We start from the raw sequence: 19471 nt of genomic DNA on the forward strand, positions 1-19471 counted from the left end.
GTGCAAACAATGCGCGTCGGCTGCCCCAAGGAAATCAAGAACCACGAATATCGCGTCGGCCTCACGCCAGGTGCGGTCCGCGAATATGCTGCGCACGGGCATCAGGTGCTGGTGCAAACGGGTGCCGGTGCGGGCATCGGTGCCGGTGATGACGCTTATCGCGCCGCCGGGGCGACGATCGCGAAAACGGCGGAAGAGGTTTTCGCCAAGTCCGACATGATCGTGAAGGTGAAGGAGCCACAGCCCAACGAATGGGTTCAGCTGCGCGACAACCAGATCCTTTATACCTATCTGCACCTCGCGCCGGATCCGGAGCAGACCAAAGGCCTGCTCGCTTCGGGCGTGACGGCTGTTGCCTATGAAACCGTGACCGACGAGCGCGGCGGCCTGCCGCTTTTGGCGCCGATGTCGGAAGTGGCCGGGCGTCTCGCCATCCAGGCCGGCGCGACGTCGTTGCAGAAGGCCAATGGCGGACGCGGCGTGCTTTTGGGCGGCGTGCCGGGCGTCCTGCCGGGCAAGGTCACCGTGATCGGCGGCGGTGTCGTCGGCCTTCATGCCGCAAAGATGGCGGTCGGCCTCGGTGCCGATGTGACGATCCTCGACCGCTCCATTCCGCGCCTGCGCCAGCTCGACGACATCTTCAACGGCCGCGTGCACACGCGCTATTCCACCGTGGAAGCGCTGGAAGAAGAATGCTTCTCGGCCGACCTCGTGGTGGGCGCGGTGCTGATCCCCGGTGCGGCCGCACCCAAGCTCGTGTCGCGCGAAATGCTGTCCGGCATGAAGAAGGGTGCTGTGCTCGTTGACGTCGCGATCGACCAGGGCGGCTGCTTCGAAACGAGCCACGCCACCACGCATGCCGACCCGACCTATGAAGTCGAGGGCGTGATCCATTACTGCGTGGCGAACATGCCGGGCGCCGTGCCGGTGACCTCCGCACATGCCCTGAACAATGCCACGCTGCATTACGGGCTGGCGCTGGCCGACAAGGGCATCAAGGCAATGATCGACATGCCGCATCTGCGCAACGGTCTCAACGTCCACAAGGGCCGCATCACCAATGCCGCCGTTGCCGAAGCGCTGGGCTACGACCTGGCAGAACCGAAAGCCGCGCTCGCCGCCTGATCGGGTGTTCTCGAAGTGCGAAGCCCGCTGGAGCGATCCAGCGGGCTTTTCTACGGCTGAGCCAGAACGCCGCCGGTGACCGGGCGATCGCATCCGGTGGTTGTTGGCCAGGTCAGTGGCAGACCGCGGGTCGAGCGCACGGCGAGATAGGCCCAGGCCTCCGCTTCTGTTGCATCGCCATCAAGGCCGACTTCTTCGGCGGCCACGACCTCGCCGCCATCGGCCTCTGCGAGCCTTTGGAGGTCGCCTGATATATGCGGGTTCTTGCGACCGCCGCCGCACAGGATCCAAAGCTTCGGCGTTTCCGGCATCTGTTTGCGTGCCGCGAATACTGCTTCGGCGGCAAGCGCTGCCAGCGTGCGTGCGCCATCGTTGAGGTTCAGGCCTTGCACGCCCGACAGGTCGAAATCGCCGCGATCGAGCGATTTCGGGGCGGGCCGGGCGAAGAAGGGAAGCTGGAGATAGGCTTCAACGATCGCTTGATGAACGCTGCCCTTGGCAGCGGCAACGCCATCGGCATCGAAGGCAAGGCCGCCTTCCCGCTGCATCCATTGATCGATCAGCTGGTTGCCGGGTCCGCTGTCGAAGGCAACAGGATCACCGGACGCCGGAACATAGGTGACGTTGGAGATGCCACCGATATTGACGAAAACGGTGGGTGTGCGGCGGAAGGTTTCCGGCAGGCTCTTGGCCAGAGCGACATGATAGGCCGGCACCAGTGGCGCGCCCTGCCCGCCGGCAACCATATCGGCTGCACGCATGTTATAGACGACGGGCGTGCCGGTCCGTTGTGCCAACAGCGCGCCATCGCCGATCTGGACGGTGAGACCCTCGGCTGGCCGGTGCAGCACGGTCTGGCCGTGGAAGCCGATCAGCTCCGGTTGCCAGTCGGGAAATTTCGCGCGAAATGCATGAACGGCTTCGGCGTGGCGCTGCGTGAGATCGCGCTCGAGTTCGGCCAGGTCATGGGGCCGCTGGTCGCGTTGTTCGATCACCTTCGCCGTCTGCAATGCGGCTTCGATGCGGGCGCGGAAGGTGTCGTCATAGGGCACGAACAAAGACGGGCCGCGCTCCACGATCGTCTCGCCATCGGTGCGCAGGGCCGCGACGTCGATGCCGTCCATGGACGTGCCGCTCATCAGCCCGAGAGCCGTCGTCATCGCCGCCATTGCCGTTCCCCTTTGATTCCCCGTTTCACGATGCTAAAGCCGCGCTGTCTTCCCGTTTCTTAACGGCCGAGCAATCAATCCCGAAAGTCTGGAACCATGCCTGCCTTCAAGTCCGATTTCCTGCGCACGCTCCAAGAGCGTGGCTTCATCCACCAGATCTCCGACGAGACTGGTCTGGACGAGCTCTTTTCGCGCGAGATCGTGACGGCCTATATCGGCTTCGACCCCACGGCGCCGAGCCTGCATGCAGGCGGGCTGATCCAGATCATGATGCTGCACTGGATGCAGAAGACCGGCCACCGGCCAATCGCGCTGATGGGCGGCGGCACGGGCATGGTGGGCGATCCGTCCTTCAAGGACGAGGCGCGCAAGCTGATGACGCCGGACGTGATCCAGTCGAATATCGATGGCATCAAGAGGGTGTTTTCCAACTACCTGACCTTCGGCGATGGTCCGCGCGACGCGCTGATGGTCAACAATGCCGACTGGCTGCTCGGCATCAACTACCTCGACTTCTTGCGCGATGTTGGCCGGCATTTCTCGGTCAACCGCATGCTGTCCTTCGATTCGGTGAAGACGCGGCTCGATCGCGAGCAGTCGCTGTCGTTCCTCGAATTCAACTACATGATCCTGCAGGCCTATGATTTCGTGGAGCTCAACAAGCGCACCGGTACGCGCCTGCAGATGGGCGGTTCGGATCAGTGGGGCAACATCATCAACGGCATCGATCTCGGCCATCGCATGGATACGCCGCAGCTCTTCGCCCTGACCTCGCCGCTGCTGACGACCTCGTCGGGCGCCAAGATGGGCAAGTCGCTGTCGGGCGCCGTCTGGCTGAACCCGGACATGCTGTCGGCCTATGACTTCTGGCAATACTGGCGCAACACCGAGGATGCGGACGTGTCGCGCTTCCTGAAGCTCTACACGACGCTGCCGATGGACGAGATCGCACGGCTTTCGGCTTTGGGCGGTTCGGAGATCAACGAGGTCAAGAAGATCCTGGCGACCGAGATCACGGCCATGCTGCATGGGCGCGAGAATGCCGAACAAGCGGCTGAAACGGCGCGCAAGACGTTCGAGGAAGGCGCATTGGCTGCCGATCTGCCGACGATCGACGTGCCGGCGGCCGATCTCGAAAGCGGCATCGGCTTGCTGGCCTTGATGGTGATGGCGAAGCTCGCCGGATCGAATGGTGAAGCCCGCCGTCATGTTCAGGGCGGCGCCGTGCGCATCAACGACAAGCCGGTAAGCGACGAGCGCACATCGGTCGGCACCGGCGAGATCGGTGAAGCCGGCGTCATCAAGCTGTCGCTCGGCAAGAAGAAGCACATTCTGGTGCGTCCGGCCTGACGAGGCCGCTGCCTACCCAAACACCCGCAAAGAAAAAGGCCCGGCTGCGCAAACAGCCGGGCCTTTCTTCGTCCTGGTGCCAGGGATCAGAACTTGTAGCTCAGACCTGCGCGAACCGTGTGCTCGTCGATGTCGAAGTCGCCGAGACCCAGGCCGAAATCTTCGCTGCCGTAATCGGAGTAGCGATATTCGACGCGTGCGGTCCAGTTGTTGGTGAAGGCATGCTCGACGCCGCCGCCAACGGTCCAGCCCGTGAGGGTCTCGGACTCGTCGATGCCGAGGCCGTCGATATAGGCGTTGGTGATGGCGAGGCCGCCCGTGGCATAAACCAGCGTGCGGTCGAAGGCGTAGCCGAGGCGGCCGCGAACCGAACCCTGCCAATCCGTGCCGATCTCGACCGAACCGATGCCCACGCCGTAATCGTTCTCGTTCCAGGTGTAGCTGACGTCGCCTTCAACGCCGAACACGACGTTGCCCTGCTGGAAGTTCCAGCCGAAGAGACCGCCGAGCGCTGCGCCGTCGAAGTCTTCGCTGCCGAAGCCGCCGGGAAGGTCGACCGACGTCCAGACGTAACCGCCCTGAACACCGAGATAAACACCGCTCCAGTCATACGCGGTCTCAACAGCAACCGGTACGGTCGGCTGATAGTCCGTGATGATGTCGGCGGCGAAAGCGGACGACGCGAAAAGCGTGGCGGCCGCTGTGATTCCTGCGATCCTGAAAACCATGGATCTGACTCCTATTTCATAAGCTAACCCGCTCCACCTAACAGAAGGCGGGCAAAAACGCCGTGTTCTCACAGCAACACATGCATCAAAGCAGCCAAGCCCTTGATGTTGTTGAACCTGACGCAGCGGGAGAATGGATGGGGATGGGCTAGAACTCGAAGATCGAGCGGAAAATGCCGGGTGCGATGACCGAGATCGGATTGATCTGAAGGTCCGGCTTCTTCGCATTGCCGACCAGTCGGAAGGTGATGCCGATCAACGCGCCGTCGCGGCCATTTCCGAGAATCTGGCCGATGATGGGGATCTCGCCGAAGATGCGATTGACGCCATAGGCCGGCAGGAAGGTGCCGGTCATGTCCATATTGCCCTGCGGATCATAGAACGTGCCCTGAAAGCTCGCGCCGATCACCGGCCCGCGCACCACGCCTTCACGCAGAACGAGCGAACCCGGACCTTTCTGGATGCGGGTGAAGCCGCGCTCGAAGGCAACGCTGCTGGTGTCGATCTCGCGGTTGAGCGTGTCGTTGAGCGATTTGCCCTCCGGAGGCGGGCTTGCCACCAGCGATCGCAGCTTGGGTTCGTTGACGATTCGGAAATCGCGCGCATCCACCGCGCCGACCATTGCGGCTCCGGTGCGGCCGGCAAGTTCCAGTTCGATGCGGCCGCCATACATATGCTCATAGACATCGGCAAAGCGCAGCACGCCGCCGGCATCGGTGGACTGAACGCGCAGGGCGTTGCTGCCTCCCGCATTGTCAGTTTGCACGGCAACGGCTCCCCCCGAGCCCATGACGCCGCTCAGCCGCAGCGCGCCGGCGCCGCTGTCATAGGTAACCTTGAGGTTGTTGATGACCTCGTTGAAGAAGCCATTGGCCTGATCCACCGTGACATCGAGCGCCACCGGCATCGCCTCGCCTGTTCCCGATGCTGAGGCGGCGGATTCGGCGAGATAATGTTTCACGAGAGAGCGGGCATCGAACTGCTTGCCGCGCACGCGCACGGTGTAGGTCTTGCCCTTGCGCTCGAGATCGATCGACGCATCATCGCCGCGGTTGAGCTTGACCGTGCCGAGCTTTGCGGAAGCGAGCCCACCGGAATTCAGCCGCAGATCGCCGGCAACGTCGAAGCTGTCGCCGCTCAACTGGAAGTTCGTGAGATCGGTAACGCCATCGCGCGCGCTCAGGCGAAAGCGCAGTTTTGCCGGAACGCCGGCACCCTTCTGCCAGCCGACCCACGGCACGCGCACTTCCGTGCCGGTAAGATCGGCCGAGACCTCCTGTTGATCGCCCTGCGCGGCATCCACATCGAGCAGCATGGGACCGGAGATCAGGGGATCGAGGGCCGGAAAGTGCTTTTGCCGGGTGGCCTCGTCCAGCGTCAGCTGGATGGAGCGTTTGCGGGTCACATCCGCCGCAGAGCCGACAGGCTCCGTCAGGTTCAGGCGGGCCGGGATGCCGTTGAGGTTGGCATTGGCTGCGATCTCCGCGCGCCGCTGATCGATCGACGCCGTACCCGCTGCATCGGTGACCGTTTGCCCCGAAAAAGGCTTGGCCAGATTGAGCTTGTCGAAGGCGAGATCGACGCTCCAATGCACGCGCGAACGATCGACCTCGCGATTGAGCGGAATGTCGGCATTCACCGTGCCCCAAATCTCGCCGCTGAGATCGTTGGGCTCCATGCCGATGAAGCGCATGGCGTTGATCGGCTCACGCGCAGCCAGATCGCCGATCGCCTTTGCGTCGCCGGAAAGATCCAGCGTCATGAAGCCGACCGGACCGCCATCCTGATTGCCGGGTATCCGCATCGTGCCGTCCGTGATCGTCACCTTGCGATCCTCGGCCATGCGCGCTTCGCCCTTGGACAAGGCGATCTCGACATCGTTGCCGCCGAAGGTGATGACGCCGGCCGCGTCCTGCACGATGGGCAAAGTGTCGAGCACGTGCAGGCTGGTATTTTCCACCACGAAACGGCCATTGGCTTCCTTGGCCGTGAAGGGAATGCCATCACCAAGACGACCGGGCGCCAGAGACAGGTTGATCTCGCTTTCGACGAGGCGACCAGCGGTGACGTTCTCATGCACCCACTCACGGGCCTGCGGCGCGACGATGAAGGGCCATAGCTGCTTGGCCGAGGCGACGGGCATGGACGTGGTGCCGAGAATGGCGCGGAACCCTGGCGCGCGGCGTCCATCGAAGATGATCTCGCCCTGGCCGGCGAATTGTCCATCATCCGTGCCGACCTTGAGATCGTCGATTACGAGCTCGGTGGGGTCGGGCAGATATTTGCCGGCCAGCCGAGAGGTGATCTCCACGGGCGCATCCGCAAGGTCCTGGGCCGCCAAACGGGATTCGTCGCTCACCAGTTCGAAGCGATAAGCGCGCGCGCTGTTCGGTGCTCCCGGCTCTGCAGGCTGCGGGCCGATGCCGCCGCTGAAGCTCAAGATCGTTTCGCCGGTTTGAACGGCTGCCTTCTTGATCGCGAGTTCGCCCGATCCTGATCGAAACTCCATTCCGAGTTCGGCGTCACCCGCGATGATGCCGTTTTTGCCGAGATCGATGGCGGCGTCCGTCATGGAGGCGCTGGCGGCGAGCGTGCTTGGTTCGCCGTTCACGCCTTCGCGCCCATCGATGTCCATGGCGATCGTGCCGAGCGACGGATCCACCACGGCAATGCCGTCATCAATGAAGGGATCGTCGCGGACGATGGGATCGGAGTCGAGCGCAACCGTCAGCGACGAAATCTGCGTGCCGCCTGGCCGCGCAGCATTGCCGGCCAGAACGATCGTGCGCCCGTTGACGGCAAGTTCTGCGTTGATCGTCAGCGCATCGCCTGCGCGTGCAAGCGTGGCCGAGCGGATCACGAAGGTCGTTGTTTTCTCCAGACCGGGAAGAACGATCTCGACATTTTCCAGCGCAAGCCGGCGCGTCTGGCCCGCATCCAGCCCGTTGAAGGCGCGGTGCAGGCCATCGAAGATCGCCGCCAGAACCTTGTCGGGATCAACGAGGCCCTGCGCGTTCTTCAAGCCGGCAGCCCAGTCCTGCTCGCCGTTCTGCTGCAGGGCGCCGGCGACGATGCGCGCATCGGCCAGCGTGGCATTGCCGATCTGGATACGGCCTTTGAGGAGTTGAAGCGGCGCCAGCCCGAATCGCACCTCGCCTGCCGAGATCTGCGGCCCGCCTGGGTTCACCGCGCCGAGCTTCAGATCAGCAAGGCTGAGCGACAAAAAGCGCGAGGCATCGAAGGACACGCCCAGCTTGCCGAGCGACGCGACGACCGGTTCACCCGCAAACCGGCTCCCCGTGCGCTCGGCCTGTTCACGTAGACGGTCCATGCCGATCGATGGAATGCCGTAAACGGCGAGAAAGAACACGGCAGCGAGGAAAAGGCCGATCGCCAGACTGAAAAACACGCCGATCCCATGCAGATAGCGGCGCTTGCGGCGTTTGGGCTGGGAAGACACCGGCACCTGCGGCGGCGCAGCAGAGGGCAAGGCGCCGAGATCAGCGATCTCGTTGCGCCGGAAGCGGATTCTCTGGTGCTCGCGCGGCTCGTTTTCCAACGTTGTCGACGGTTCCTGATCGGCTGATGGACGAATCCGGCAGAGCTCTATATTTCGCGAGACACATGCGGACGTAAACAGGTGGCGCGATGACAGACGCGAAGAACGAGCTACAAATCGGCGATATTGCACCGGATTTTGAACTCCCACGCGATGGGGGCGGAACTATGTCGCTGCAATCGCTTCGCGGGAAGCCCGTGGTGCTCTACGCCTATCCCAAGGATGACACGAGCGGCTGCACGGCGCAGGCGATCGACTTCACGCGCCTGAAGCCCGACTTCGAGCAGGCCGGCGTTACCGTGGTCGGCATCTCGCCCGACAGCGTGAAGAAGCACGACAAGTTCAAGCTCAAGCACGAGCTCGGCATCGACCTCGTTGCCGACGAGGAAAAGTCCGTGCTCACCGCGCTCGACGTGTGGAAGGAAAAGAGCATGTATGGGCGCAAATATATGGGCGTCGAACGCTCCACCTTCCTCATCGACAAGGACGGCAAGATCGCGCGGATCTGGCGCAAGGTGTCCGTTCCCGGCCATGCCGAGGAAGTCCTGGAAGCCGCCCGCGCGCTCGGCTGAGTGTCGAAAACGCGTCATGACAGGACGGCGGGGCGACGGCTGTTCGCCCGCCCGCATGCTAGGTCACGCGCTGACCTAACGGGTTAGGAGCGGATCTTTGACCGTTATTCGGGCATTCCCGTCACGCACGATCGACACCGACACACTCGGCGGACGCTTGTCGCGCACGCGCGATGCAAGCGGGATCAGCCTGCAAACCTTGGCGCGCCGCGTCGGCGTAAAAAAGCAGACCATCATCGATTGGGAAAACGACCGCTCGGAGCCGAGCGTCGAGCGCCTGACGCTGGTTGCCAGCGTGCTCGACGTGACCCTGATGTGGCTGATGCACGGCGTGGGCGATGCGCCGGCCGACGAGATCGGTCCAGACCCCCTCGCTTCGCTGACCGCGCAGATCGAGCGCCTGCGCCGCATCCATGAAGATACCGGCCAGATCATCGAACGCCTGGGGCGTGAAATTCAGAGATTGAACGACGGCGAGTAAGCCCCACCGTCAAAGTCACGAGGCGCGTCAGTCTGCCTGGGCCGATTCCGGCGCCGGCACGTCCGAGGTCTTCTTGCAGGCCTTCAGCCACACATCGTAGACCGGATGCTCCACAGCATTGAGGCCGGGACTTTCAGCAAACATCCAGCCGGTGAAGATGCGGCGGATCTTGCGGTCGAGCGTGATCTCGTCGACTTCCACGAAGGAGTCAGTTTTCGGCTCCTGATTTTCAGGGCTGGCATAGCAGACACGCGGCGTGACCTGGAGCGCGCCGAACTGCACGGTCTCATTGACGTAGACGTCGAAATTGATGATGCGGCCGGTAATCTTGTCGATGCCGGAAAATTCCGCAACGGGGTTCTTGATGCGCTGCGCGGCCACGGCCGGCTGCTCCGGGTCCGTTCCGTCAGCCGCACCCTGGGCTTGCGGCGTATCGAATCCCTGGATGCCTTCGAAACCCTGTGGGCCTTGCTGAGCATGCGCTGCCGGAATGATCATCATTGCGATCAAACCAGCAAACAGGCTCCGGTTCACACTCAGCATCATCGATCCAATTCTACCGCCCGCCGCGAGGCACGGCCACTTCCCTGTCTCGCGTAGAGGAGAATTGTGGCGAGAAATCTAAGAGGCTCGTCCGGAAGCGATCAGCCGCCCGGCGTCCAGGCGTCGTAATCGCCGGTGACCCGTGGACGCTCTTTCTCGTTCAGGATCGAACCCTGCGGACGATAAGCGCCTGCCGTGCCGGTGAGGTTCGGCTTGTGCGCCTTTTCCCATTCGCGCGGAGAATAGGTTTCGGCCGAAGGCGGCGTGTCGACGCGGTGATGCATCCAGCCGTGCCAGCCGGGCGGGATAGCAGACGCTTCGGCATAACCGTTGAACACGACCCAGCGGCGCGGATGACCATCCGGGCTCATGCCACCTTCGTAATAGGTGTTGCCCAACGCATCCTGACCAACGGCCTTGCCCTTGCGCCAGGTGAAGAAGCGCGTGCCGAGCGTTTGGCCATTCCACCAGGTGAAGAATTGGGTGAAGAACTTTGACATCACGTCATCCCTTGGGAAGCGGCTACCCGCTTGTTCGTTGGCCGCGTTATGGCGCTGTGTGCCTCGCTTGGCAAGAAGGCGCGCCGCTCAGACCAGTGACTTCTCGTAGATCAGCACGGTTCGCGGCACTGCGCCGCCATGTTCCTCGCGCCCGGCCTGGGTGAAGCCTTCCGTTTCATAGAAGGCGACGGCACGGCTGTTGCGTTCCTCGACCTCGAGCCGCAGCACCTGCGATTCGAAGAAGGACTGCTCAATTTCTTCCAGAAGCATGCCGCCGATGCCCCGCCCTTGAAGCTCCGGCAAGACGTAGAGCTGAAACAGCGTGACCACGCGCATGTCATCCAGCGTCGCGGCCGCAAACGCACAGCCGCAGATCCGCTCGCCATCATCGGCAACGAGAAATTCTGAGCGGTCGCGATCGATCATCGCCTGAAGCGCTTCGGGCGAATGCCATTCCGCCGTCAGCTCCTCCACCATGCCCGGCCCGTAGATCGGATCATAGGTCGCGTGCCAGGTTTCGGCGAGCAGCGCACGAATCGCGGAAATGTCCCACGATCCGGCAGTGCGAACGAAAACGCTCACTCGGTGATCCCGAGTTTCGCCTTCACGAGGTCGTTGACGGCCTGCGGCGCGGCCTTGCCGCCCGTGGCCTTCATGACCTGCCCCACGAACCAGCCGGCCATGCTCGGCTTGGCGCGTGCCTGCTCGGCCTTGTCGGGGTTGGCGGCGATCACGTCATCCACGGCCTTTTCGATCGCGCCGGTGTCGGTGACCTGCTTCAAACCGCGTGTTTCGACGATCTCCTTGGGATCACCGCCCTCGTTCCAGACGATCTCGAACACGTCCTTGGCGATCTTGCCGGAAATGGTGCCGTTCTTGATGAGATCGACGATGGCGCCGAGCTGGTCCGGCGACAGGGGCGCATCCTCGATGTCGCGGCCTGCCTTGTTCAAGGCGCCGAGCAGTTCGTTGATGACCCAGTTGGCGGAAATCTTGCCGTCGCGGCCTTTGGCGACCTGCTCGAAATAAGCGGCAATCGCCTTTTCCGAAACGAGGATCGAGGCATCGTAAACCGAGAGGCCTAGATCGTTCACCAGCCGGTTGCGCTTGTCGTCCGGCAGTTCCGGAAGATCGGCAGCGAGCGCGTCGACATAGGCCTGGTCGAATTCGAGCGGCAGAAGATCGGGATCGGGGAAGTAGCGATAATCATGCGCTTCTTCCTTTGAACGCATGGAGCGCGTTTCGCCCTTGTTCGGGTCGAACAGCCGCGTTTCCTGATCGATCTTGCCGCCATCTTCCAGGATCGCGATCTGGCGGCGCGCCTCGTAGTCGATGGCCTGGCCCACGAAGCGAATGGAGTTGACGTTCTTGATCTCACAGCGCGTGCCGAACTCGCCGCCCGGCTTGCGCACGGAAACGTTGACGTCGGCGCGCAGCGAGCCCTCGTCCATGTTGCCGTCGCAGGTGCCGAGATAACGCACGATGGTGCGCAGCTTGGTGACATAGGCCTTGGCTTCATCGGCCGAGCGCATGTCGGGCTTCGACACGATTTCCATCAGGGCCACGCCCGAACGGTTCAGGTCCACGAAGGACATGGTCGGATGCTGGTCGTGGATCGACTTGCCGGCGTCCTGTTCGAGATGCAGGCGCTCAATGCCGACCTCGATGTCCTCGAAGTTGCCCTGGCGATCAGGGCCGACCGAGATGATGATCTGACCTTCGCCGACGATCGGCTGCTTGAACTGGGAGATCTGGTAGCCCTGCGGCAGATCCGGATAGAAGTAGTTCTTCCGGTCGAACACCGACTTGTGGTTGATCTGCGCCTTCAGGCCGAGGCCGGTGCGGATGGCCTGACGCACGCATTCCTCGTTGATCACCGGCAGCATGCCGGGCATGGCGGCATCCACGAGGCTGACATTCTCGTTGGGTGCAGCACCAAAGGTGGTGGAAGCGCCCGAGAACAGCTTGGCCTCGGAAGTCACCTGGGCATGCACTTCCAAGCCGATGATCACTTCCCAATCGCCGGTGGCGCCGGAGATCAGGCGTTTTGGATCGGGCGTGCGGGTGTCAACTAGCGTCATGATGAAGGTCCGGTCGAAGCGCGCGGCGAGCCGCATCTTGTTTGGCAAATCGGCTAAAGCAATCGGCCGCGCTTCGCAAGGCAAGGCGGAGCCTTGGGACCTGTTCGATCCGGGGACTCGGTACAATTTGAACGGATCCCATATCGAGCAATCCAGCCTGTTCGGAGGCCGGTCAGGCCATCAGATCGCATCGGCGGAAGGTGAAAAGATTACGCCATCCGCACCGCACGCGGCCGCACTTCCCCGAAAAAGCCAACAAACAGGAAGCCAACGAGAAAGCCGCCGACATGCGCTTCCCAGGCAACGGCGCCCATGTCTTCCGGCGTGAGATAGCCCATGCCAGAAATGAGGTTCACGGCCATCCAAACCACGAGAAACACGATCACCGTGCGCGAGGTCAGGCTTTCCGCAATGGTCAGCGGCGGGCCGGAAAAGCGCCCTTGTCCCCAGCGTCGGTCGATCTGAAAGCCAAAGCGCGCGGCTGCGCCCATCATCCCGGAAATGGCACCGGATGCACCCACCAGCGGGATCTCCGAGCCGGTATGCAAGGCGTAATGCAGGGCGACAGCTCCCCAGGCGGTCACCAGCCAAAAGGCGAAAAAGCGCCATGGTCCCATGCGGTTGGCGAGCGGCGAACCGAAAGCGGCGAGCCAGACCATGTTGACGATCAGGTGCGACCAGCCGCCGTGTAGGAAAGCGTAGGTCACCGTGCTCGTCACGGCATAGATGTCGAACAGATACTCGCCGGAATAGCGCACCGGGATAAAGGCGGCGCGCACCATCAGATCGATGTCCTGCTCTTCCGTCAGGAGATAAAGACGCACGAGATGCACGCCCACGCACAGCGCGATCATCAGCAAAACGGCGCTGGGAATGTTGAACAGGGGTTCGCGCGGCGCGCTAGCGGCGGGGCCGGGTTCAACAACAGCGTCGGTGCGCTGATTCTCTTCTGGGATGCTCATCGGACATAGATCGCCCTAAAAAGAAGGCCGTTCAAGGTTTCCCTCGAACGGCCTGGTCGAGCCCCCACGCTCCCCCGAAAACATCACTGTAACCGCGCTTCTCTGCGGTTGCGGCCATTTTGACCCAATCCAATCGCTTCAGCAACGTAAACCCTTTGTTAACCTTAACTGACCTGCTCCGTGAACAAGAGGACGGCGTGACTGGCACGCTTCCTGCTGCGGGCAGCATGAAAAGCGTCGGGTGGCTCCAACTTGTTCACCGATGGCACACCGCCGGCGATCATGGAGAACAGGAATTCATGAAACTGCAGGGTTCAATAGACCTTTTCCATTACTGGAATCGGCTGCGCGACGGGCGCCCTGCTCCGCTACGCTCGGAGATCGAGCCCGCGGACATCAAGGATCTGCTTGCCGACACCTTTATCCTCGAACTGGATACGCGTGGCGGCCCGGTGTTTCGTCTGGCAGGCACGCGGCTTTGCGCGACCTATGGCCGTGAACTGAAAGGCTATGCCTTTGCGTCGATGTGGACGCCGCGCGACCAGAAGGTCGTGGCACGCCTGTGCAACAACGCCTTCCACGACAAGACGGTCGTTTCGATCAGCTTTCACGGGATCAGCGACACGCAGCGCGAGCATCCGTTCGAATTGCTGCTTCTGCCGCTCAACGGTGGTCGCGACAGTTTACGCGCGCTTGGCATCGTCAACACGAAGGAACGGCCGTTCTGGATGGGTGCGGACCCGATCCGGGAGAATGTGCTGCAATCCGTGCGCGTCATCGATCCGGAGATCGAACCGGTGTTCTTGAAATCGCGACCGGCCATCGAAGTGCCTTCGCTTGCGCCCGGCGACCGCCACTTCAACCCGTTGGATGTGTTTTCCGGTCCCGGCCGACGCATCCGCCACCTCGTTGTTCTGGACGGTGGACGCGGCGAATAATGGGGACGACCACCCCGAAATCGTGAACGGAACCGGAACACAACTCGCATAGGTCCGCGAGCCGTGCAATATTGTGCGTTGATTCGCAGTACCGGGACCGAGTTCAGAATGACCGATACAAACGACCTTTTCGGAATGCTCGATGCGCAGCCAGCGCGGGCAAAAACGAAGCCGGTTGATCCGATTCTGCAGGCCGCGCGCGAACGCGCCGCGAAAAAGCCCCTGCCGAACGCAGCACCCGAAGCACAAGCAGCCGAAACACCGCCTGAGCCCGTCGCGACCGCTCCGCTGGCGACACCCAACGAGCCAGCAGCTCCAGCACCCGCACCAGCACCCCGCACGCCGAAGACACAGCCGCCGCGCGAAGTCGCCGAAAGCTATAGCGCCGCTGACATCGAGGTTCTGGAAGGACTGGAACCGGTGCGCCGCCGCCCGGGCATGTATATCGGCGGCACGGACGAAAAAGCACTGCACCATCTGTTCGCCGAAGTCATCGACAACTCGATGGACGAAGCGGTGGCAGGGCATGCGACCTTCATCGAGGTCGAACTGTCGGCTGACGGCTTCTTGAGCGTCACCGACAACGGCCGCGGCATCCCGGTCGATCCGCATCCCAAGTTCAAGGACAAGTCGGCGCTCGAGGTCATCATGACCACGCTGCATGCCGGCGGCAAGTTCGATTCCAAGGTGTATGAAACATCCGGCGGTCTGCACGGCGTCGGCGTGTCCGTCGTGAATGCGCTGTCCGACGTGCTCGAAGTCGAGGTCGCACGCGGCCGCCAGCTTTGGCGCCAGCGCTTCTCGCGCGGCATTGCGCAAGGCGGGCTGGAAAGCCTGGGCGAAGTGCATAATCGCCGTGGCACGAAAGTGCGCTTTCATCCCGACGAGCAGATCTTCGGCAAGGGCGCGCATTTCCTGCCCGAGCGCATCTACAAGATGGCGCGCTCGAAGGCGTTCTTGTTTGCAGGCGTCGAAATCCGTTGGTCCTGCGACCCGGCCCTTCTGAAGGAAAAGGACGAGACGCCGCAGCGCGCCGTGTTCCACTTCCCCGGCGGCTTGAAGGATTATCTCACCGCGCAGCTCGGCAGCGAGATGCAGGTCACGCGCGAGATCTTTGCCGGCAAGACGGAAAAGCAGGGCGGCCACGGTGCGCTGGAATGGGCGGTCACCTGGTATGGCGGCGACGGCTACGTCAATTCCTACTGCAACACGATCCCCACGCCCGAAGGCGGCACGCATGAAGCCGGCTTTCGCACGGGGCTGACGCGCGGCTTGAAGGCCTATGCCGAACTCACCGGCAACAAGCGGGCCTCGATCGTCACCGCCGATGACGTCATGATCTCGGCCGCGGGTATGCTGTCGGTGTTCATCCGCGAACCGGAATTCGTCGGCCAAACTAAGGACAAGCTGGCGACGCTGGAAGCGCAGCGCATCGTGGAAAACGCGATCCGCGATCCGTTCGATCACTGGCTGGCGGACAATCCGCAGGAAGCCTCCAAGCTTCTAGACTGGGTGATCGCGCGCGCCGACGAGCGTTTGAAGCGACGTCAGGAAAAAGAAGTCAGCCGCAAGAGCGCGGTGCGCAAGCTGCGTCTGCCCGGCAAGCTCGCCGACTGCACGCAAACGGCGGCACAGGGCGCTGAACTCTTCATCGTCGAGGGCGATTCGGCCGGTGGCTCCGCCAAGCAGGCGCGCGACCGTGCCAGCCAGGCGATCCTGCCCCTGCGCGGCAAGATCCTCAACGTGGCGTCTGCCGGTTCGGAAAAGCTCGGCGCCAACCAGCAGATTTCGGATCTGATCCAGGCGCTGGGCTGCGGCACGCGCTCGAAATATCGCGACGAGGATCTGCGCTATGACCGCGTGATCATCATGACGGATGCCGACGTCGATGGCGCGCATATCGCATCGCTGCTGATCACCTTCTTTTATCAGGAGATGCCGAACCTGATCCGCGACGGTCACCTTTATATGGCCGTGCCGCCGCTTTACCGGATCAGCCAGGGCGGCAAGGTCATGTATGCGCGCGACGATGCGCATAAGGATCAGCTTCTCAAGGCGGAGTTCACCGGTCGCGGCAAGATCGAGATCGGCCGCTTCAAGGGCCTTGGCGAGATGATGGCATCGCAGCTGAAGGAAACCACGATGGACCCGAAGAAGCGCACGCTTCTGCGCGTCGAGGTTCCACAGCTGCAGGACGAGGCGGATGCGACCAAGGCGTCTGTGGACGCGCTGATGGGCACCAAGCCGGAACTGCGTTTCCGCTTCATCCAGGACAATGCGGAATTCGCCGGGGCGCTTGATATCTGAGCGGGTTCAAGCCGCCGCGATTGCCCGTGCATGATGGCGGGCGTTTTCGCGCAGGGCTTCGAGGTGGATGCGGCGAATGAGGCTGGCGACTTCGCCGCTCGGATCATCCTTCAGCGCCTGCAGCATTGCCCAGGTCACTTCCTGCGTTCCGGCAACGCGTTTGCCGTTGGCGACCTCACGCCAAAGAGACAGCGCGCTGATGATCACGGGCTGAAGGTTCTCCGGCAAACCGGCCGAGCGCATCAGGGCACCAAGCGCCACATCGCGGCCGCGTGCCAAAAGCGCGCCGACATGCCGCTCGCTTTGGCCCGTCAGCGCAACGAGCGCTGCGCCGAAGAAGTCGATCTTGCCGGCGGCAACGGCGCGGAGAAGAAAGCCGGTGGTGAGCTCACCGCGCAGACGCAGATGCTCGATCAAGGCCGGATGCTCGTTGCTCCCGGTGCGATCAATTAGGGTGAGCGACGCCTTCGTGCAGGCTTCGCGCGCCATGCGGGCCGCCCTCGCCTCGCCCATGATGCCAAGGAGAAACGGCGAGCGTCCCAGCGTTTCTCCGAGTTGAACAAGAAGCAGATGGCGGCAGTCGGATGGCAGCTCCGCCAGGTTCAGCATGGCTTCGCGCAGATCGGCACGATCACCGAACCGCTCGATCATGCGCCGAAAGCTCACAGCGGCGATGTCGGCGCCGGAATTTTCCAGAAGCGCCACACAGGCTTCCACTTCGCCGACCTCTGCGATGGCTGCGGCAAGGCTGATGCCGACCCAGGCACGGCGCGCAACCACGCATTGCACCGGCGTCGGCGCAACCGCGAAGCGGTCGATCAGATCGGCTTCCGTCAACAACGGGGAGCGGCCGAGAACGAGCGACGCGACTTCGATCTGGTCGCCAGCCAGAGCGGCGATGATCTGTGGCGGTGCCTTGCGGCTCATCGACAGGGCTTCGGCCATGGCGAGGCGCACCTTGGATGAGGGATCGTCAAGAAGCAGCGTGAGAGCCGCTTCGGCTGCACAGCGATCCTCGAACTCCAGGGTTCCATCGATATAAGCGCGCGACAAGGCGGCAGCGGCAGCGGCGCGTTCGCAAACGCGCGCGGTGTCGATCCACCTCAAGAAATGCGCCACGACAACCATGCTTTCGCCCCGACCTTCCACGCTTGAACCTTATGGTGAAAAGTGTTTACGAACGGTTCACCATAAATGCGGGAGGCGTGGAATGGCTGGGCTTTATCTCGAACAGTTCGAAGTGGGCGCGGTGATCCGCCATACGCTGACGAAGAGCGTGACCGAAAGCGACAACATGCTGTTCTCGGTCATGACGCTCAACCCGCAGCCGCTGCATATCGATTTCGACTTCGCCGCCAAGAGCGAGTGGGGCCGCCCGCTGGTCAACTCGCTGTTCACGCTCGGCCTGATGATCGGCATTTCCGTTCACGACACGACGCTCGGCACCACGATCGGCAATCTTGGCATGACGGATACCGAGTTCCCGCATCCCGTTTTTCACGGCGACACTATCCGCTGCGAAACCGAGATCAAGTCGGTGCGTGAGTCGCGCTCGAAGCCTGATCGCGGCATCGTCGAGTTCGAGCATCGCGCCTTCAACCAGGACGGCGTGCTGGTGGCGCGTTGCACGCGGCAGGCCATGATGCTCAAGACGCCGAAAGCCTGATCGATGCGCTCGCTGTTGTTTGTGCCGGGCGATTCTGCCCGCAAGCTGGAAAAGGGGTTTGCGTCCGGAGCCGATGTGCTCCTGATCGACCTGGAAGACAGCGTCAGCCTCGCCAACAAGGACGCCGCACGCAAACTGACGGCGGAGTTCCTTCTTTCCAACCGCAACGCGAACGGGCCGCAGCTTTATGTTCGCACCAACGATCTGCGTTCAGGGCTGATCGACGATGATCTCGAAGCGGTGATGGGAAGCGCGCCCGTCGGCATTCTTTTGCCGAAAGCCGCCGCCAGCAGCGACGTCGATCATCTTTCCACGAAGCTGCGCGTGCATGAAGCCGAGCATGATCTGGCTGATGGCAGCACGAAGATCATCGCGCTGATCACGGAAACGCCGGCAGCGGTGCTCGCGGCGTCCACCTGGCAGCAGCGCCATCCGCGTCTCGCGGCTCTGACCTGGGGTGCGGAAGATCTGTCGGCCGAGATCGGCGCGGAACGGACGCGCACGGACGATGGCGAGTTGACCGACGTGTTTCGGCTGGCCCGCGCCCTTACCGTGCTTGCAGCCTCCGCAACAGAGGCAGCACCGCTCGATACGGTTTTCGTAAATTTTCGCGATGAAGACGGTTTGCGGCGCGAATGCTTCGAAGCCGCTCGTGATGGCTTTACGGGCAAGATGGCGATCCACCCCGCACAGGTGCCGGTGATCAACGCGGCATTCACGCCGGATACGCAGGCAATCGAACGGGCGCAGGCGATCGTCGATGCCTTTGCCGCGGCCGGAAATCCCGGTGTTGTCGGGATCGACGGCAAGATGTTCGACCGTCCGCATCTCAAGCGCGCGCAGCGACTGCTGGCGCGCGCCGGATCGGCAGGTTAAGCGCGATCGTCTTCCCAGCGCGGCCGGCGCAGCGCAAAGGTTTCGGTGACGCTGGCATAGTCCATGTAGCCCAGCCGTGCCGTGCTGCCGGCCTTCACGATGTCGAACAAGCCATCGGTCAGATAGGCATCGTCCAGATAAACGCCGACCACCTGACCGATCACCACATGCGAATTGGTGATCGTGCCATCCAGCGTCTTCGGCCGGAAGATTTCCGTGACCTTGCATTCCAGAGCGGCATGCGCTTCCGCCACGCGCGGCGCACCGACGAACCGGGATGGCGCCATCGTCAGGCCGGCATAGTCGAACTCATTGGTTCCGCGCGGCGCATCGACCGAGCTGCGGTTCATGGCTTCCACGAGATCGCGGCTGACGAGATTGGCGACGAACTCACCGCTGTCTTCCGCAAAGCTCGAACTGTCTTTGGCGCCTTCCGACGAAAACCAGATCAGCGGAGGATTGCCGGACAGCGCGTTGAAGAAGGAATATGGCGCCAGGTTCACCTGACCATCGGACGACTTCGTGGAAATCCAGCCGATCGGCCGTGGCGCGACGATCGCCTTGAACGGATCATGCGGCAGACCGTGGCCGTTGGCAGGTTCATAAAACATGAT

17 protein-coding genes and 1 pseudogene are annotated in these 19471 nt (G+C 62.6%); 8 read left to right on the forward strand and 10 right to left on the reverse strand.

The annotated features are described in order from the left end of the window. Window positions 1-9: 9 nt before the first annotated feature. Window positions 10-1125 carry an alanine dehydrogenase gene (gene ald / locus JYU29_RS07905; RefSeq protein ID WP_213984324.1) on the forward strand — a complete coding sequence of 372 codons (1116 nt, stop codon included), beginning with the start codon at window positions 10-12 and terminating at the stop codon, window positions 1123-1125. 50 nt (window positions 1126-1175) lie between these two features. Here ald and JYU29_RS07910 read toward each other — a convergent pair whose 3' ends face one another. Beyond that, on the reverse strand, window positions 1176-2294 hold the full coding sequence (locus JYU29_RS07910; protein ID WP_213984116.1) for an anhydro-N-acetylmuramic acid kinase: 1119 nt from the start codon (window positions 2292-2294) through the stop codon (window positions 1176-1178). Between the two features lie 96 nt (window positions 2295-2390). Between JYU29_RS07910 and tyrS the strand changes: the two genes are divergently transcribed. Continuing rightward, on the forward strand, window positions 2391-3644 hold the full coding sequence (gene tyrS / locus JYU29_RS07915; protein WP_213984117.1) for a tyrosine--tRNA ligase: 1254 nt from the start codon (window positions 2391-2393) through the stop codon (window positions 3642-3644). Window positions 3645-3730: 86 nt separating this feature from the next. Here tyrS and JYU29_RS07920 read toward each other — a convergent pair whose 3' ends face one another. Next, on the reverse strand, window positions 3731-4372 hold the full coding sequence (locus JYU29_RS07920) for an outer membrane protein (protein WP_213984118.1): 642 nt from the start codon (window positions 4370-4372) through the stop codon (window positions 3731-3733). A 148-nt stretch (window positions 4373-4520) separates the two neighbouring features. Then, window positions 4521-7931: a YhdP family protein gene (locus JYU29_RS07925; RefSeq protein ID WP_213984119.1), complete on the reverse strand. Its 3411-nt coding sequence runs from the start codon at window positions 7929-7931 to the stop codon at window positions 4521-4523. 89 nt (window positions 7932-8020) lie between these two features. On the opposite strand from JYU29_RS07925, the gene JYU29_RS07930 reads away from it, so the two are divergent. Together JYU29_RS07930 and JYU29_RS07935 are read left to right on the forward strand one after the other, a co-directional pair. Further along, window positions 8021-8503, forward strand: a complete 483-nt coding sequence (locus JYU29_RS07930; protein ID WP_213984120.1) for a peroxiredoxin — start codon at window positions 8021-8023, stop codon at window positions 8501-8503. A 97-nt stretch (window positions 8504-8600) separates the two neighbouring features. Continuing rightward, window positions 8601-8984 (forward strand): helix-turn-helix domain-containing protein, encoded by a 384-nt coding sequence (locus tag JYU29_RS07935; protein WP_213984121.1) that lies wholly within the window; start codon window positions 8601-8603, stop codon window positions 8982-8984. Between the two features lie 27 nt (window positions 8985-9011). Here the strand turns inward: JYU29_RS07935 and JYU29_RS07940 are convergent. The 5 genes and pseudogenes from JYU29_RS07940 to JYU29_RS07960 form a co-directional block, all read right to left on the reverse strand. After that, window positions 9012-9380 (reverse strand): annotated as a pseudogene (locus JYU29_RS07940) (DUF2155 domain-containing protein); the annotation flags it as partial. A 248-nt stretch (window positions 9381-9628) separates the two neighbouring features. Next, window positions 9629-10027 (reverse strand): NADH:ubiquinone oxidoreductase subunit NDUFA12, encoded by a 399-nt coding sequence (locus tag JYU29_RS07945; protein ID WP_213984122.1) that lies wholly within the window; start codon window positions 10025-10027, stop codon window positions 9629-9631. Window positions 10028-10114: 87 nt separating this feature from the next. Beyond that, complete coding sequence (locus JYU29_RS07950; protein WP_213984123.1) at window positions 10115-10609, reverse strand: GNAT family N-acetyltransferase; 495 nt, start codon at window positions 10607-10609, stop codon at window positions 10115-10117. Then, window positions 10606-12108 carry an Asp-tRNA(Asn)/Glu-tRNA(Gln) amidotransferase subunit GatB gene (gene gatB, locus JYU29_RS07955; RefSeq protein WP_213984124.1) on the reverse strand — a complete coding sequence of 501 codons (1503 nt, stop codon included), beginning with the start codon at window positions 12106-12108 and terminating at the stop codon, window positions 10606-10608. The genes JYU29_RS07950 and gatB overlap by 4 nt, the downstream gene beginning before the upstream one ends. A gap of 209 nt (window positions 12109-12317) precedes the next feature. Continuing rightward, the gene (locus tag JYU29_RS07960; protein WP_213984125.1) at window positions 12318-13070 is read right to left on the reverse strand and encodes a rhomboid family intramembrane serine protease; all 753 of its coding nucleotides are present in this window, start codon (window positions 13068-13070) and stop codon (window positions 12318-12320) included. A 299-nt stretch (window positions 13071-13369) separates the two neighbouring features. Between JYU29_RS07960 and JYU29_RS07965 the strand changes: the two genes are divergently transcribed. After that, the gene (locus tag JYU29_RS07965; RefSeq protein WP_213984126.1) at window positions 13370-14008 is read left to right on the forward strand and encodes a PAS domain-containing protein; all 639 of its coding nucleotides are present in this window, start codon (window positions 13370-13372) and stop codon (window positions 14006-14008) included. Between the two features lie 108 nt (window positions 14009-14116). Further along, on the forward strand, window positions 14117-16315 hold the full coding sequence (gene parE, locus JYU29_RS07970) for a DNA topoisomerase IV subunit B (protein WP_250157212.1): 2199 nt from the start codon (window positions 14117-14119) through the stop codon (window positions 16313-16315). Between the two features lie 6 nt (window positions 16316-16321). Here parE and JYU29_RS07975 read toward each other — a convergent pair whose 3' ends face one another. Continuing rightward, complete coding sequence (locus tag JYU29_RS07975; protein WP_213984327.1) at window positions 16322-17443, reverse strand: DUF2336 domain-containing protein; 1122 nt, start codon at window positions 17441-17443, stop codon at window positions 16322-16324. A gap of 82 nt (window positions 17444-17525) precedes the next feature. On the opposite strand from JYU29_RS07975, the gene JYU29_RS07980 reads away from it, so the two are divergent. Together JYU29_RS07980 and JYU29_RS07985 are read left to right on the forward strand one after the other, a co-directional pair. After that, entirely contained in the window at window positions 17526-17981 is a 456-nt protein-coding gene (locus JYU29_RS07980) for a MaoC family dehydratase (RefSeq protein ID WP_213984127.1), read from the forward strand. 3 nt (window positions 17982-17984) lie between these two features. Beyond that, complete coding sequence (locus tag JYU29_RS07985; RefSeq protein WP_213984128.1) at window positions 17985-18857, forward strand: HpcH/HpaI aldolase/citrate lyase family protein; 873 nt, start codon at window positions 17985-17987, stop codon at window positions 18855-18857. Here JYU29_RS07985 and JYU29_RS07990 read toward each other — a convergent pair. After that, window positions 18854-19468: a flavin reductase family protein gene (locus tag JYU29_RS07990; protein ID WP_213984129.1), complete on the reverse strand. Its 615-nt coding sequence runs from the start codon at window positions 19466-19468 to the stop codon at window positions 18854-18856. The two genes, JYU29_RS07985 and JYU29_RS07990, sit on opposite strands and share 4 nt — an antisense overlap. Window positions 19469-19471 lie beyond the last annotated feature (3 nt).

This window comes from Tianweitania aestuarii (assembly GCF_018457165.1).
GTDB lineage: Bacteria > Pseudomonadota > Alphaproteobacteria > Rhizobiales > Rhizobiaceae > Tianweitania > Tianweitania aestuarii.

What these genes read in the sequence shown, in the direction of transcription:
- ald (WP_213984324.1), top strand. Translation starts at nt 10, where the DNA reads ATGCGCGTCGGCTGCCCCAAGGAAATCAAGAACCACGAATATCGCGTC.
- JYU29_RS07910 (WP_213984116.1), bottom strand. Translation starts at nt 2,294, where the DNA reads ATGGCGGCGATGACGACGGCTCTCGGGCTGATGAGCGGCACGTCCATG.
- tyrS (WP_213984117.1), top strand. Translation starts at nt 2,391, where the DNA reads ATGCCTGCCTTCAAGTCCGATTTCCTGCGCACGCTCCAAGAGCGTGGC.
- JYU29_RS07920 (WP_213984118.1), bottom strand. Translation starts at nt 4,372, where the DNA reads ATGGTTTTCAGGATCGCAGGAATCACAGCGGCCGCCACGCTTTTCGCG.
- JYU29_RS07930 (WP_213984120.1), top strand. Translation starts at nt 8,021, where the DNA reads ATGACAGACGCGAAGAACGAGCTACAAATCGGCGATATTGCACCGGAT.
- JYU29_RS07945 (WP_213984122.1), bottom strand. Translation starts at nt 10,027, where the DNA reads ATGTCAAAGTTCTTCACCCAATTCTTCACCTGGTGGAATGGCCAAACG.
- gatB (WP_213984124.1), bottom strand. Translation starts at nt 12,108, where the DNA reads ATGACGCTAGTTGACACCCGCACGCCCGATCCAAAACGCCTGATCTCC.
- JYU29_RS07960 (WP_213984125.1), bottom strand. Translation starts at nt 13,070, where the DNA reads ATGAGCATCCCAGAAGAGAATCAGCGCACCGACGCTGTTGTTGAACCC.
- JYU29_RS07965 (WP_213984126.1), top strand. Translation starts at nt 13,370, where the DNA reads ATGAAACTGCAGGGTTCAATAGACCTTTTCCATTACTGGAATCGGCTG.
- parE (WP_250157212.1), top strand. Translation starts at nt 14,117, where the DNA reads ATGACCGATACAAACGACCTTTTCGGAATGCTCGATGCGCAGCCAGCG.
- JYU29_RS07975 (WP_213984327.1), bottom strand. Translation starts at nt 17,443, where the DNA reads ATGGTTGTCGTGGCGCATTTCTTGAGGTGGATCGACACCGCGCGCGTT.
- JYU29_RS07980 (WP_213984127.1), top strand. Translation starts at nt 17,526, where the DNA reads ATGGCTGGGCTTTATCTCGAACAGTTCGAAGTGGGCGCGGTGATCCGC.
- JYU29_RS07985 (WP_213984128.1), top strand. Translation starts at nt 17,985, where the DNA reads ATGCGCTCGCTGTTGTTTGTGCCGGGCGATTCTGCCCGCAAGCTGGAA.
- JYU29_RS07990 (WP_213984129.1), bottom strand. Translation starts at nt 19,468, where the DNA reads ATGTTTTATGAACCTGCCAACGGCCACGGTCTGCCGCATGATCCGTTC.